The sequence below is a fragment of the Bhargavaea cecembensis genome (assembly GCF_001619585.1).
Classification (GTDB): Bacteria; Bacillota; Bacilli; order Bacillales_A; family Planococcaceae; genus Bhargavaea; species Bhargavaea cecembensis_A.
Genome location: NZ_LQNT01000011.1, coordinates 398,901 through 413,648 on the forward strand (window position 1 = coordinate 398,901; position 14,748 = coordinate 413,648).

15 protein-coding genes and 1 other annotated feature are annotated in these 14,748 nt (G+C 56.7%); all 15 genes read right to left on the minus strand.

Features of this window, described 5'->3' with window-relative positions; genetic code table 11:
- Positions 1-71: 71 nt before the first annotated feature.
- The 15 genes from rpoB to gltX all read right to left on the minus strand — a co-directional run bounded on the left by rpoB (position 72) and on the right by gltX (position 14,643).
- Entirely contained in the window at positions 72-3,620 is a 3,549-nt protein-coding gene (rpoB, locus tag AV656_RS12770) for a DNA-directed RNA polymerase subunit beta (RefSeq protein WP_063182549.1), read from the minus strand.
- 306 nt (positions 3,621-3,926) lie between these two features.
- Entirely contained in the window at positions 3,927-4,529 is a 603-nt protein-coding gene (locus AV656_RS12775) for a class I SAM-dependent methyltransferase (RefSeq protein WP_063182551.1), read from the minus strand.
- Positions 4,530-4,658: 129 nt separating this feature from the next.
- On the minus strand, positions 4,659-5,018 hold the full coding sequence (gene rplL / locus AV656_RS12780) for a 50S ribosomal protein L7/L12 (protein WP_063182553.1): 360 nt from the start codon (positions 5,016-5,018) through the stop codon (positions 4,659-4,661).
- Positions 5,019-5,089: 71 nt separating this feature from the next.
- Positions 5,090-5,590, minus strand: a complete 501-nt coding sequence (rplJ, locus tag AV656_RS12785; protein WP_063182555.1) for a 50S ribosomal protein L10 — start codon at positions 5,588-5,590, stop codon at positions 5,090-5,092.
- Between the two features lie 36 nt (positions 5,591-5,626).
- Positions 5,627-5,772: a sequence feature (ribosomal protein L10 leader region), on the minus strand.
- 41 nt (positions 5,773-5,813) lie between these two features.
- Complete coding sequence (gene rplA / locus AV656_RS12790; RefSeq protein WP_063182557.1) at positions 5,814-6,515, minus strand: 50S ribosomal protein L1; 702 nt, start codon at positions 6,513-6,515, stop codon at positions 5,814-5,816.
- A 117-nt stretch (positions 6,516-6,632) separates the two neighbouring features.
- Positions 6,633-7,058, minus strand: coding sequence for a 50S ribosomal protein L11 (rplK, locus tag AV656_RS12795; RefSeq protein ID WP_143020570.1), 426 nt, complete (start codon positions 7,056-7,058; stop codon positions 6,633-6,635).
- 164 nt (positions 7,059-7,222) lie between these two features.
- Positions 7,223-7,756 (minus strand): transcription termination/antitermination protein NusG, encoded by a 534-nt coding sequence (gene nusG / locus AV656_RS12800; RefSeq protein WP_063182559.1) that lies wholly within the window; start codon positions 7,754-7,756, stop codon positions 7,223-7,225.
- A gap of 203 nt (positions 7,757-7,959) precedes the next feature.
- Positions 7,960-8,145 (minus strand): preprotein translocase subunit SecE, encoded by a 186-nt coding sequence (secE, locus tag AV656_RS12805; RefSeq protein ID WP_063182561.1) that lies wholly within the window; start codon positions 8,143-8,145, stop codon positions 7,960-7,962.
- A gap of 178 nt (positions 8,146-8,323) precedes the next feature.
- A complete protein-coding gene (sigH, locus tag AV656_RS12810) occupies positions 8,324-8,974 on the minus strand; it encodes an RNA polymerase sporulation sigma factor SigH (protein WP_197462254.1) in 651 nt (216 codons plus the stop codon).
- A gap of 70 nt (positions 8,975-9,044) precedes the next feature.
- Positions 9,045-9,554, minus strand: coding sequence for an NYN domain-containing protein (locus AV656_RS12815; protein ID WP_063182563.1), 510 nt, complete (start codon positions 9,552-9,554; stop codon positions 9,045-9,047).
- A complete protein-coding gene (gene rlmB, locus AV656_RS12820) occupies positions 9,554-10,309 on the minus strand; it encodes a 23S rRNA (guanosine(2251)-2'-O)-methyltransferase RlmB (protein ID WP_082818740.1) in 756 nt (251 codons plus the stop codon). Before rlmB ends, AV656_RS12815 begins: the two co-directional genes overlap by 1 nt.
- Positions 10,306-10,725: a Mini-ribonuclease 3 gene (locus AV656_RS12825; protein ID WP_063182567.1), complete on the minus strand. Its 420-nt coding sequence runs from the start codon at positions 10,723-10,725 to the stop codon at positions 10,306-10,308. The genes rlmB and AV656_RS12825 overlap by 4 nt, the downstream gene beginning before the upstream one ends.
- Before the next feature lie 4 nt (positions 10,726-10,729).
- Positions 10,730-12,130 carry a cysteine--tRNA ligase gene (gene cysS / locus AV656_RS12830; RefSeq protein WP_063182569.1) on the minus strand — a complete coding sequence of 467 codons (1,401 nt, stop codon included), beginning with the start codon at positions 12,128-12,130 and terminating at the stop codon, positions 10,730-10,732.
- Positions 12,127-12,801, minus strand: a complete 675-nt coding sequence (gene cysE / locus AV656_RS12835) for a serine O-acetyltransferase (RefSeq protein WP_419865559.1) — start codon at positions 12,799-12,801, stop codon at positions 12,127-12,129. Before cysE ends, cysS begins: the two co-directional genes overlap by 4 nt.
- A 384-nt stretch (positions 12,802-13,185) precedes the next feature.
- On the minus strand, positions 13,186-14,643 hold the full coding sequence (gltX, locus tag AV656_RS12840) for a glutamate--tRNA ligase (protein ID WP_063182573.1): 1,458 nt from the start codon (positions 14,641-14,643) through the stop codon (positions 13,186-13,188).
- Positions 14,644-14,748 lie beyond the last annotated feature (105 nt).

The following is a 14,748-nucleotide window of genomic DNA, read 5'->3' on the forward strand; positions in this document are numbered from 1 at the left end:
AACAGGCTCACCGTTCATGGCATTGCAGCGTCCCGGGCGGCAGTGCCGCCCCGCTGCTTCCTTCATCCGCGTTATTCGGCCCCGATCGTTTCCTGCTCGTTGGCCGGCAGGATGTTCAGCGCATCAGTCGGCTGCAGGTCTTCGTCTTCGTCGAGGTCGCGGAGCTCGATCTCCTCATAGTCTTCCGTCAGCATCTTGACATCGAGGCCAAGGGACTGGAGCTCCTTGATGAGAACCTTGAACGATTCAGGGATGCCCGGTTCCGGGATGTTCTCCCCTTTGACAATCGCCTCATAGGTCTTCACGCGTCCGACGACATCGTCAGACTTGACCGTCAGGATTTCCTGGAGCGTGTAGGCTGCGCCGTACGCTTCAAGCGCCCAGACTTCCATCTCCCCGAAACGCTGTCCGCCGAACTGCGCCTTACCGCCGAGCGGCTGCTGCGTGACGAGGGAGTATGGCCCGGTCGAACGGGCGTGGAGCTTGTCGTCGACCATGTGGGCAAGCTTGATCATGTACATGATGCCGACCGACACTTTGTTGTCGAATGGCTCGCCGGAACGGCCGTCGTAGAGGGTCGTCTTACCCGAGCGGTCCATGCCGGCTTCTTCCATGGTCTCCCAGACATCTTCTTCGTTGGCGCCGTCGAAGACCGGTGATGCCATATGAAGGCCGAGGTAACGGGCAGCCATGCCGAGGTGAAGCTCGAGCACCTGTCCGATGTTCATCCGGGAAGGAACGCCAAGCGGGTTAAGCATGATGTCAACCGGCGTACCGTCCGGCATGAACGGCATGTCCTCTTCAGGAAGGATCCGGGAGATAACACCCTTGTTCCCGTGGCGGCCTGCCATCTTGTCGCCGACGGAGATTTTCCGCTTCTGGACGATGTAGACGCGAACAAGCTGGTTCACACCCGGTGCAAGCTCGTCGCCGTCTTCGCGGTTGAACACTTTGACGTCGAGGACGATTCCGCCAGCACCGTGAGGAACGCGGAGCGAGGTGTCGCGGACTTCGCGTGCCTTCTCGCCGAAGATGGCGTGAAGAAGCCGCTCTTCCGCCGTCAGCTCGGTGACGCCCTTCGGCGTGACCTTGCCGACGAGGATGTCGCCGTCGCGCACTTCCGCACCGACGCGGATGATGCCGCGCTCATCGAGGTTGCGGAGCGCGTCTTCCCCGACGTTCGGGATGTCGCGTGTGATCTCTTCAGGTCCGAGCTTTGTATCGCGGGAGTCGGATTCGTATTCTTCGATATGGATCGATGTATACACGTCGTCCTTCACCAGGCGCTCGCTCATGATGACGGCATCCTCGTAGTTGAAGCCGTCCCATGTCATGAACGCGACAAGGACGTTGCGGCCGAGCGCAAGCTCGCCCTCTTCCATCGACGGGCCGTCACCCAGTACGGTAAGCGGCTCGACGCGGTCGCCGACCTTGACGATCGGACGCTGGTTATAGCATGTCCCCTGGTTGGAACGGATGAATTTCTCAAAACGGTAGATGTCGAGGTCGCCCTTGACTTCTTTGCCGTCCACCATTTCGATGCGGCGGACACGGACTTCTTTCGCCTCGACGTGCTCCACGATTCCGTGGTGCCTCGAGACAATCGCCGCGCCCGAGTCACGCGCAGACACGTACTCCATTCCGGTACCGACGAACGGCGCTTCCGGATTAAGGAGCGGAACTGCCTGACGCTGCATGTTCGCACCCATGAGGGCACGGTTCGAGTCGTCGTTCTCAAGGAACGGAATGCAGGCCGTCGCTGCCGAGACAACCTGTTTCGGCGAAACGTCCATGTAGTCGATCGATTCGCGCTTGAACACGGAGTTGTCACCCCGGAAGCGGCCGACGACTTCCTCGTTCACGAAGCGGCCCTCTTCATCGAGCGGCGCGTTCGCCTGGGCGACGACATAGTTGTCCTCTTCGTCGGCCGTCAGGTAATCGATCCGGTCGGTGACGAGGCCCGTCTCCGGATCCACGCGGCGGTACGGCGTTTCGATGAAGCCGAACTTGTTTACTTTCGCATACGTCGAGAGCGAGTTGATCAGCCCGATGTTCGGGCCTTCCGGCGTCTCGATCGGGCACATGCGGCCGTAGTGAGAATAGTGGACGTCACGGACTTCCATGCCGGCGCGCTCACGTGTGAGCCCGCCCGGTCCGAGTGCGGAGAGGCGGCGCTTGTGCGTCAGTTCCGCAAGCGGGTTTGTCTGGTCCATGAACTGGGACAGCTGGGAGCTGCCGAAGAATTCCTTGATCGATGCGATGACCGGACGGATATTGATCAGCTGCTGAGGCACAATAGATTGTGTATCGTTGATCGACATCCGTTCGCGGACCACGCGCTCCATACGGGAAAGGCCGATGCGGAACTGGTTCTGCAGCAGTTCCCCGACCGAACGGAGACGGCGGTTGCCGAGGTGGTCGATGTCATCGGTCGTGCCGACCTGATAAAGCAGGTTGAAGAAGTAGCTGATCGACGCGACGATGTCCGCCGGCGTGACATGCTTCACTTCTTCTTCGATATCTGCATTGCCGATGACGTTGATGACTTTCTCATCTTCGCTGTTCGGCGCATAAATCTTCACGGAAGAAATCGTAATATCCTCATCGAGTACGCCGCCGACCGGCTCAAGTGTTTCATAGCCGGCGCCCTGCTCGAGGAACGGGATAATGCGGTCGAGTTCGCGGCGGTCGAGCAGCGTTCCCTTTTCCGCAATGATTTCGCCCGTCTCCGGATCAGCAATCGCTTCTGCGAGCGTCTGGTTGAGGAGGCGGTTTTTGATGCTGAGCTTCTTGTTCATCTTGTAGCGGCCGACATTGGCAAGATCGTAGCGCTTCGGATCGAAGAAGCGGGAGTAGAGCAGGTTCTTCGCGCTCTCGACCGTAGGCGGCTCGCCCGGGCGGAGGCGCTCATAGATTTCAAGGAGTGCTTTTTCAGTGCTTTCGGTGCTGTCCTTCTCAAGTGTGTTCTGGAGATATTCGTTATCCCCGATCAGCTCGATGATCTCCTGATCCGAGCCGAAACCGAGCGCACGCAGAAGGACAGAGACCGGCAGTTTGCGCGTGCGGTCGATGCGGACGTGGACGACGTCTTTCGCGTCCGTCTCGTATTCGAGCCATGCACCGCGGTTCGGGATGACTGTCGCCCCGAATCCGCGCTTGCCGTTTTTATCCGTCTTGTCGTGGAAGTAGACGCTCGGGGAGCGCACGAGCTGGGAGACGATGACGCGTTCCGCGCCGTTGATGATGAATGTCCCGTTGTCCGTCATGAGCGGGAAATCGCCCATGAAGACATCCTGCTCCTTTACTTCCTCGGTTTCTTTATTATGGAGGCGGACCTTGACGCGGAGTGGTGCCGCGTACGTCGCATCGCGCTCTTTCGACTCGCCGACTGAATACTTCGGTTCGCCGAGGCTGTAGTCGACGAATTCAAGCGAAAGATTGCCCGTGAAGTCCTCGATCGGAGAAATGTCGCGGAACATGTCCCGCAGGCCTTCCTCAAGGAACCATTCATAGGACTTCGTCTGGATCTCGATCAGATTCGGGAGCTCAAGCACCTCACTGATCCGCGCAAAACTCCTGCGCTGACGATGTTGACCGTACTGAACTAGTTGACCTGTCAACTGATTCACCCCTCAATTAAAGCGATAATGGGTCTTTGCGGATGCCGGCAAATTGATGTATGATATCCGAAAAGACAAAAAGAAAACGAGTCCGATGCAGAAGCTCATTTTCGGTTTCACCAGGCTTATTCCATACCAGGCCAGTATTCCCAATTGAAGAGCCGGACTATACGGTACGATTTATCCGGCCCCGGATGCCGCCAGGGCAGCCGGAGGCACTTCAGTCAAAAGGGCACACGACCTCAATTTTATTTGTGCATTTTATTATACTATCATTGAATATTTGTCAAGTCAATGTTTGTCAAGTCATTTTTTAACCGACCTGTAGATGAAGTAACCTTTTTTCTTTTCTTCGGCCACAACATTTCCGAAAAGCTCCTGAAGCTTCCTCTCGGTGGATGCGGCGCCCTGTTTTTTCTGGATGACGACCCAGAGCTCGCCCCCTTCGGCGAGAAGGCGGCAGGCATCTTCGTAGACCCGGAAGACGGTATCCTTGCCTGCACGGATGGGCGGATTCGTCAGGACGGCTGCAAACCCGGTCCCGCGCACATCCGCTCCCGCATCACTTTCATAGATCTCCGTGTTGCCGGCGCCGTTTGCGCCGGCATTTTCGCGCGCAAGATCAAGCGCCCGGCTGTTCACATCAACCATATGGACGGTCCTGTCCGGCAGCAGCTTCGCCGCCGTCAGCCCGACCGGTCCGTAGCCGCAGCCGATATCCAGGACATTCCCCGGAACCTGCGGCTCCCTGAACGTATCGATCAGGAGCCTTGAGCCGAAATCAACACTTTCCTTGCTGAATACGCCCGCATCCGTCTTGAAACGGAACGGGATGCCGCGGAGCGTTGCCGTCCAGGTCTTCGGTGCACTCCCGGCACCCGGGTTTTTCGAATAGTAATGGTCCGCCATGCCCGTCGCCTCCGTTCGTGAAGATGGTGTCCGGCCGAAACCGGCTGCCTTTGCCCCTATCATACCCCTCGGACATGAATAAAAAAGCCCGTCGAGTTGAGACGGGCTTTTTTGTATAGGAAGCTGGAATTACTTGAGTTCGACGCCTGCGCCGACTTCTTCGAGCTTCGCTTTCATTTCTTCTGCTTCTTCTTTCGCTACGCCTTCTTTGAGTGGCTTCGGCGCTTCGTCTACGAGCGCTTTCGCTTCTTTCAGGCCAAGGCCCGTGATTTCGCGGACAACTTTGATGACTTTGATCTTCTGGTCGCCTGCGGAAGTCAGGACAACGTCGAAGTCAGTTTTTTCTTCTGCTACAGGGCCTGCTGCGCCTGCAACTGCTACAGGTGCTGCTGCTGTTACGCCGAATTCTTCTTCGATAGCTTTGACAAGGTCGTTCAGTTCGAGGACCGTCATTTCTTTGATCGCTTCAATGATTTGCTCGTTGCTCATTGATGTTTCCTCCTAATAGATCGATTTATTTTATGCGGCGATGCCGCGTTCCGTTGGCTCAGGCTGCGGAATTATGCGCCTTGCTCTTCCTTCTGGTCTGCAACTGCCTTCGTAGCGAGTGCGAAGTTGCGGATCGGCGCCTGGAGGACGCTGAGGACCATGGAGAGGAGACCTTCCCGGGATGGGAGTTCTGCCAGTGCCTTGACTTCTTCCAGCGTTGCAACGTTGCCTTCGATGACGCCCGCTTTGATCTCAAGCGCATCGTTTTCCTTCGCGAAGTTATTGATGATCCGCGCAGGAGCAACAACGTCTTCTGTCGAGAACGCGATTGCGTTCGGGCCTGTCATGTACTCGTTGAGTGCTTCGAGGCCTGATGCTTCAGCCGCGCGGCGTGTCATCGAGTTCTTGTATACCTTAAATTCGATGCCTTCTTCGCGGAGCTGTTTACGCAGCTCAGTCACTTGCGCCACGTTGAGGCCGCGATAGTCCACGACGACGACGGATGCCGCTTCTTTCAGCTTGCCGCTGATTTCATCGACGAGCGCTTGTTTCTGTTCGAGAATCTTGCTCATGTCAACACCTCCTGTTAGAGTAGCTCATTTATACCGCATCTAAACGGAAAAGCCCTGTATCCGCGAACGCAGACACAGGGCATAAAGTCGGCTTCATTTGAATCAAGCACGTCTTTGTCCTCGGCAGGGAAGTTTAAGCGGCATGCCGCCCCTGCTGTCTACGGTACAAACGATATTCACAACATCGGCAATCTTACCAGACCGCCATATCTGTTGTCAATGATTATTTTTTGATGACGACGTTTGCCGCATCGATTTTCACTGCAGGGCCCATTGTAGTCGTCACGTTGACGGACTTCATGTAAGTGCCTTTTGCAGCTGCAGGTTTCGCCTTCTGGATCGTTTCGAAGATGGTTTCGAAGTTCTCGATGAGCTTCTCGTTATCGAACGAAACTTTTCCGATTGGCGCGTGGATGATGCCGGCTTTGTCGGCGCGGTATTCCACTTTACCTGCTTTGATGTCCTGGACAGCTTTCGTTACATCGAATGTAACTGTGCCTGTCTTAGGGTTCGGCATGAGGCCTTTTGGTCCGAGGACGCGGCCAAGTTTACCGACTTCGCCCATCATGTCAGGAGTTGCAACGACGACGTCAAAGTCGAACCAGCCTTGCTGGATCTTTTGGACGTAGTCCGCTTCGCCTACATAATCAGCACCTGCTGCTTCCGCTTCCTTCGCTTTTTCGCCTTTTGCGAAAACGAGGACTTTTTGCGTTTTGCCCGTTCCGTTCGGAAGGACGACTGCGCCGCGGATTTGCTGGTCGTTTTTACGAGTGTCGATTCCGAGACGGAAAGCGACTTCGACAGTAGCGTCGAATTTAGTAGTGCTCGTTTCTTTAGCGAGCACGATTGCATCTTCTACGCCGTAGAGTTGTTCGCGGTCTACTTTTTTAGCCGCTTCTACGAGCTTCTTGCCTTTTTTAGCCATGTTTGTTTCCTCCTTGATTGTGGTTATAGCGGATTAACCCTCCCACGAAAAAGGATTGCGGCGTTCGCGTAGAACGGGCGCAACCCTCCTGTAACAGAACAACATCAAGTGAAAGAATCAGTCTTCGATCGTGATGCCCATGCTGCGGGCCGTGCCTTCGACCATCTGCATTGCTGCTTCAACAGAAGCGGCGTTGAGGTCAGGCATTTTAGTCTCCGCGATTTCGCGGACTTTATCACGCTTGACGACGGCAACCTTGTTTTTGTTCGGTTCGCCGGACGCCTTATCGATGCCTGCTGCTTTCTTCAGAAGAACGGCAGCCGGCGGAGTTTTTGTAATGAATGTAAACGAGCGGTCTTCAAAAACCGTGATCTCAACAGGGATGATGAGACCTGCCTGGTCAGATGTCCGTGCGTTGAATTCCTTACAGAAGCCCATGATGTTTACACCTGCCTGACCGAGTGCCGGTCCGACCGGTGGTGCCGGGTTTGCTTTACCTGCAGGGATTTGCAGTTTAACGATTTTGCTTACTTTTTTAGCCACGAGACGCACCTCCTTAAAGTCCGTGATGTGGTAATAGGGTTGCCCCTCCCACTCATATGTGTCTGCCGGCATTGCCGGTAGAATACGGTTGATCCGCAGCAGACCTATTTTAGGCCTGACCTATGGAATGATACCACTAACAGTGCCCGCTTGCAAGCGGAATGTCAAATTTTACGAATCTGGACGAAATCAAGTTCCATCTTCGTTTCGCGGCCGAACATCTCGACGGCGACTTTGACTTTGCCCTTGGATGGGTCGACTTCCTCGACCGTGCCCTGGAAGCTCGCGAACGGCCCTTCCAGCACTTCAACGAGTTCGCCTTCTTCAATGTCCATTTCGACCTTGGCTTCCTTCATGCCCATCTGGCGGAGGATGAAGTCGACTTCATCCGGCATGAGCGGCGTCGGTTTTGCACCACCGCCCGACGAGCCGATGAAGCCCGTTACGCCCGGCGTGTTCCGCACAACGTACCAGGAGTCGTCCGTCATGATCATCTCGACGAGAACGTATCCTGGGAAGGTCTTGCGCATGACGGTCTTTTTCTTGCCGTCCTTCAGCTCTGTTTCTTGTTCTTCCGGGACGATGACGCGGAAGATCTTATCAAGCATCCCCATCGTTTCGACCCGTTTTTCGAGGTTCGCCTTCACCTTGTTCTCGTACCCGGAATAGGTGTGCACCACGTACCAATTTTTCTCCATTCGATCGGACTGGCCGTCCGTCCCTCCCTTTCACTTCCATATGAACGACTGAGCGCCGGGAACACTGCTCTCCGGACGCGGTTCCTCCAAAGAGTGTACCCCCATCCGGCAGATGCAACCCGTCCCGGTAACTTCAGCAAAATGAAAAAGCCCGTTCGGTTCTCCAGACGGGCTATTGTGGCCATGTATTCAGACAGTCTGAGTCAGATGCTCAGGAACCAACGGAACAGTTCCGAAATGCCGAGGTCGATGACTACGAAGAACAGAGCCATAAAAACGACCGTCGAAAGAACGACGACCGTATACTTGGTCAGTTCTTTTCGTTTCGGCCAGCTGACCTTCCGCATCTCGGAGACGACGCCGCTGAAAAACTCACGAATCTTGCCCATTTATCGTAAAACCTCCGGATTATAAATGTCTAAGTCGAGTGTGGCTGTGTCACCGGAAGCTCCGGCGTCGATCATGATTTCCGCCGGCCGCCGGGTAAAGACGGCCGTGCAGCCGATCCGCGGACCGGTCCGTTTCCAGCCTACCACCTGCTTCACAGGCTGTCAACGAGCCCGGGGCCTACCTGCGCGCCCCTGCGGCAAGGTGCTGCTCCAGCTTCCGCTTGATCCGCTGGAGAGCGTTGTCAATCGACTTCACCTGGCGGTCGAGCTTATCGGAAATCTCCTGGTAGCTGCGCCCTTCAAGATAAAGGGCGAGCACCTGGCGCTCCAGTGTGCTGAGGACATTGTTGACCTCTTCCTCAAGCCGGTGGAAATCCTCCCGGTGGACCATGAGATCAGCCGGGTCATCCAGCTCCGGCCCGGTCAGCATGTCAAGAAGCGTCCGCTCAGACTCATCCTCGTAGACAGGCTTGTCCAGCGATACCGACGAATTAAGCGGAATGTGCTTCTGGCGCGTCGCAGTCTTGATCGCCGTGATGATCTGCCGCGTAATGCAAAGCTCCGCGAACGCACGGAACGAGCTGAGCTTGTCCGCACGGAAGTCGCGGATCGCCTTGTACAGGCCGATCATCCCCTCTTGTATGATGTCTTCCCGGTCTGCGCCGACAAGAAAGTAAGAGCGCGCTTTCATCCGGACGAAATAATGATACTTCCTGATGAGGTAATCGAGCGCGTCAGACCTTCCTGCATGTACCAGCTCGACAAGAGACTCATCGCTGTTACTTTCAAATGCTTCCCCCAAAACCTCTTTCCGGCTGTCAATCATCATTTCAGATCACCCCGGTCCCCCTCGAGTTTAATGACAAGTTTACAGGAAGGAAAATATTGTCGTCAACCGCTCATTTTAGTCCGCGCCGCCATTTTTCGAAAATTTCGGCCACGTCGTCACTGAGCGGGATTTTGGAGAACGGCCGTTTTTCGCGGATTTCCCGCACACGTTTCGCAATGCCTTCGCGGACCTCGCCCATTTCGAGCCGAAGCTCCCGGGCAGATTTCCGGAGGGCACCCTGAGCGAAGATGACGCGCTGCTCGGTATAGTCCGATGTGGCGACATGCACCCGTGTGCGCCGGCTGCCGAGCTCTGAAGCCAGGCGCTCGATGCGCTCGTCGGCCGTCTCGTTCTCCCTGGTGTAAAGGACCTCGACATCCCTGCGCCGCTCCGGCTTCGGGATGCCCGGGACGTACTGCGCGTCGAAGACGACAATCACCCGCCAGCCCGTGTACGCCCGGTATTCCGCCATCATCTCGACAAGCAGGTCACGGGCATCTTCAAGCCGGGTATCCCGGAGCTTTGTCAGCTCAGGCCAGGCGCCGATGATGTTGTAGCCATCGACAATCAGGACGTCCATCACTGACCGCCTTCTGCATCACGCTTGCGGAACACTTCGTACATGAGGAGCGCCGCCGCGACGGAGGCATTCAGGGAATTGACATGCCCGACCATCGGCAGGCTGTACAGGAAGTCGCATTTGTCCCGGAGGAGGCGGCTCATGCCGCGGCCCTCGCTGCCGATGATGACGGCAAGCGGCAGGCCCGCATCCATGTTGCGGTAATCCGCATTGCCCTTGGCATCAGTTCCGGCAATCCAGACGCCGCGGTCTTTCAGATCGTCCACAGCCCGCGCCATGTTGCCGACCCGCACGACCGGGACATGCTCAATTGCGCCGGTCGATGCCTTGGCGACCACGCCGGTCAGGCCGACGGATCGCCGCTTCGGGATGATGACGCCGTGCACGCCCGATGCGTCAGCCGTCCGGAGGATTGAACCGAGGTTATGCGGATCCTCAAGCTCGTCCAGGATGAGGAAAAATGGGTCTTCCCCGCGCTCTTCGGCCCTGCGGAACAGATCGTCCATCTCCGCGTAGTCGTAGGCGGCGATGGAAGCGACAACGCCCTGGTGGGTCAGATCGGTCAGCTGGTCGAGCTTTTTATTCGGCACCTGCTGGACAACCGTGCCGGATTCTTTTGCGAGCCGGCGGATGTCCGATGCAAAGCCCTTCTGCATCCCTTCTCCAATCCAGACCTTGTTCAGCTGACGCCCGGAGCGCAGCGCCTCAAGCACGGGATTGCGTCCCGCAATGATTTCTTCTTCACGGTTAGTCACCGCACTTCCCCTCCTTTCGATTCGGCAAAGCCGATGGCGTACAGGATCACTTCTTCGAGCCGCTCCTTTTTGCCGAGCAGGTGCAGATAGCCGACCAGCGCCTCGAATGCCGTGCTGTAATTATACGTCTGCACGTCCGTGTTTTTCGGGGCATGTCCCGATTTGGCGTTCCGTCCCCGGCGGACAACTGCGGATTCCGCTTCATCGAGGAACCCGCCCTCTTCCATCGAGAGGATGATTGCCGCCTGGGACTTCGCCGATACATAGCCTGTTGCCAGCCGGTGAAGCGTGTTCGGCTTCGCCCGTCCAGAACGGATCAGGTGCTCACGGACGGCTACCTCGTAGACCGCGTCACCCATGTAGGCTAGTGCGAGTCCGTTTAGCTGGCGGATGTCGCCGTCACTGATTCCGGCCATCCGATCAGCCCCTCTTCCAGCGGACGCCCTGCCTGGTGTCCTCGAGAATGATTCCCTGGTTCAGCAGATGATCGCGAATTTCGTCGGCGCGCTTGAAGTCACGGTTTTTTCGGGCTTCTTCACGCTCGGCGATCAGTGCATCGACTTCTTCGCCCGGAAGTTCATCCGCAGTCTCAATCGAGATGCCGAGAACGCCCGCCAGCTTGCTGAACGTGCCGAGGAACGCCTGGAGCACATCCTTCTGTGTGTTTTGCTCATTCAGGTAAGTGTTCGACAGGCGGGTCAGGTCAAACAATGCCGCAACGGCGTTTGCCGTGTTGAAGTCATCGTCCATCGCGTCTTCAAACGCTTTCTGCGCCTCCTTGACCTTATGGAGCCAGATATCCGCCTGGTCTCCGTTGTCCGCTGTCTGTTCAAGGCGGAACATGAGGTTGCGGTACGCCGTGCGCAGCCGCTCAAGGGCATTTTCCGCATCAGCGATCACTTCAGATGAGAAGTTGATCGGGTTCCGGTAGTGGACCGTCAGCATAAAGTAGCGCAGCACCTGCGGATCAATTTTCTGCCGGATGTCATGGACGGTGATGAAGTTGCCGAGTGATTTCGACATTTTCTCGTTGTCGATGTTCACATAGCCGTTGTGCATCCAGTAGTTCGCGAATGTCTTGTCGTTGTGCGCCTCACTCTGGGCGATCTCGTTCTCGTGGTGAGGGAATGTCAGGTCTTGGCCGCCTGCATGGATGTCGATCGTGTCACCGAGCACTTCGCGGGCCATGACCGAGCACTCGATGTGCCAGCCCGGGCGCCCTGTGCCCCAGGGACTTTCCCAGGAAATCTCGCCTGGCTTCGCGGCCTTCCAGAGGGCAAAGTCGAGCGCATCTTCCTTTTTCTCGCCAGGCTGGATGCGTGCGCCGACCTTGAGCTCGTCGATCGACTGCTGGGAAAGCTTGCCGTAGCCGTCGAATTTCCGCGTCCGGTAATAGACGTCGCCGCCGGACTCGTAAGCGTAACCTTTGTCGATCAGCACACCGATAAAGTCGATGATGTCCCGGATATGGTCCGTCACGCGCGGGTGGTCATCCGCGTGGCGGCACCCGAGCGCCTCGATATCCGCGAAATAAGCGGCGATAAACCGCTCCGTCAGATCTCCGACTTCTTCTCCGATCTCATTTGCCGCCTTGATGATCTTGTCGTCGACATCCGTGAAGTTCGAAACGAAGTGGACGTCGTAGCCCTTGTACTCCAAGTAGTTGCGGACGGTATCATAAACAATGACCGGGCGCGCGTTGCCGATATGGATGTAGTTGTAGACGGTCGGTCCGCATACGTACATCTTCACTTTGCCTTCTTCGATCGGGACAAACGGTTCTTTCTTTCTGGTCAGTGTATTAAAAATCTGAATGGTCATCGCCGTACCTCCTTAAGCTTTTCCTGCAGCTTTTCCAATTCATGATTGAGCCGGTTGATCTTTTCTTCCAGCATGTCGCACCTGTCCGCAACCGGATCCGGAATATCTTGGTGGTCCAGCTTTTGCGTCACCTTGACTCCATTCTGGACGACGACTCTTCCCGGAATTCCGACGACCGTCGAATTCGGCGGAACGTCTTTTAGCACGACGGATCCCGCTCCGACCTTGACGTTGTCGCCGAGCGTGATCGAGCCGAGCACCTTCGCCCCCGATGCGACAAGCACATTGTTGCCGAGCGTCGGGTGGCGCTTGCCCTTTTCCTTGCCGGTCCCGCCGAGTGTGACGCCCTGGTAGAGCGTCACGTCATCGCCGATCACGCATGTTTCTCCGATGACGACACCCGAACCGTGGTCGATAAAGAACCGGCGTCCGATGACGGCACCCGGATGGATCTCGATCCCGGTCAGAAAGCGGAAGATTTGGGAGGTTGCACGGGCAAGGAACCGCATTCCTCTCTTATGGAAAGCGTGGGCGATCCGGTAGCCCCAGAGCGCATGGAGCCCGGAATAAGTCAAAATGATCTCAAAGGAGCTTCTTGCTGCGGGGTCCTGGTCGAAAATTGTCGCAATATCTTCTTTCATCCTCTTGAACATGGTAGGGCATTCCTCCAAATATCCGAAAACTGAGGCGGGCGGGAGGCATCCGGCGGCAATGCCGACAAAACAAAAAGCGCCCCTGTCAGCTGACAGAGACGCCTGGTATGCGCGGTTCCACTCTGGTTTGGGAGGAGCAAAAAGCGCCCCTCCCCCCTCGGTGCCCGTAACGGGGGCAAGGCGGCCGGCCTACTTCATTTCGGCTCGGGCGCTCCGAGGTGCATTTCCGCGCGCAGCGGCCCGGGCCGCTTTCAGCCGGCGGCGGCCCTCTCTGTCGAGCTTGCGCAACGTACTTCTCCTCTTCGTCGCTTTCGGTATGTTGATTCCTTGTTGACCTCTATTGTACTTGCGGAACACGGAATGTCAATTGATTAAACCGTATGCGGCAAACGCGGGATGCATTCAGCCCGCATACGCCGAGACGCGCCGGATGACCTTGTCGCGGCCGAGGAGCGAGATCGCTTCCTGCAGCTCCGGACCGTGTGTCTGGCCCGTCGTGACGACCCGGATCGGCATGAAGAGATTTTTGCCCTTGTGGCCCGTCTCTTTCTGCACGGCCTTGATGGCAGCCTTGATCGATGCCGGGTCAAATGATTCGAGTTCTTCGAGCTTCGCCCTGAACGCCGTCATGACTTCCGGAACCTGCTCTCCGGAAAGCACCGTCTTCGCTTCCTCATCGTATTCGATATCGTCGTTAAAGAACTGGGCGGACAATTCGACAATTTCCGCGCCGAAGCTCATCTGCTCCTGATACAGCGCGATCAGCCGCTCCGCCCATTCACGCTCGTCCGCGGACAGCTCTTCCGGCAGGCGGCCCGCCTTCTGGAGGTGCGGCAGTGCCAGCTTTACAACTTCTTCGGTCGGCAGCTGCTTGACGTACTGGTTGTTCATCCAGGTCAGTTTCTGCTTATCGAAGAGCGCAGGCGACTTCGAGAGACGGTCCGCTTCGAACATCTCGATAAACTCGTCCTTCGAGAAGATCTCATCCTCGCCCTTCGGCGACCAGCCGAGAAGGGCGATGAAGTTGAAGAGCGCTTCCGGAAGATAGCCGAGCTCTTCATACTGCTCGATAAACTGGATGATCGATTCGTCACGTTTCGACAATTTCTTGCGGCTTTCGTTCACGATCAGTGTCATGTGGCCGAATGTCGGCGGCTCCCAGCCGAACGCCTCATAGATCATCAACTGCTTTGGCGTGTTGGAGATGTGGTCATCCCCCCGGAGCACGTGCGAGATCTTCATATAGTGGTCGTCGACCGCCACCGCGAAGTTATAGGTCGGCACACCGTCCTTCTTCACGATGACCCAGTCGCCGAAATCGCCGGATTCGAACGACACTTCATCTTTGACCATGTCGTTGAACTTATAGGTGCGGCCTTCCGGCACGGCGAAACGGATGCTCGGCTTGCGGCCTTCCGCTTCCAGCTTCGCGCGGTCGTCGTCTGTCAGGTGGCGGCACTTGCCGCCGTAGCGCGGCATCTCCCCGCGCGCCTGCTGGGCTTCGCGCTCCGCTTCCAGCTCTTCTTCGGTGCAGTAGCACTTGTAGGCGAGCCCTTTTTCCAGGAGACCGTCGTACAGTTCCTTGTAGAGGTCGTTCCGCTCCGACTGGCGGTACGGTCCGTACTCGCCGCCGACATCAATGCTCTCATCCCAGTCGATGCCAAGCCATTTGAGGTAGCGGAGCTGCGATTCCTCGCCGCCCTCGATGTTGCGCTTCGCGTCGGTGTCCTCGATGCGGATGATGAACTTGCCGCCGTTGTGGCGTGCGTAGAGATAGTTGAAGAGCGCCGTCCGGGCGTTCCCGATATGCAGATGCCCCGTCGGACTTGGCGCATAGCGTACACGGACTTCCTGTGTCATAGATGGTTCCTCCTGTTCGTTCGAACATGTTTGCTCCGTCCATTTTACCACAGCACGTGCGGTTTTAAAGCGCCGGGTGTTAATCTCCCCTATCTTAAAAGGCCG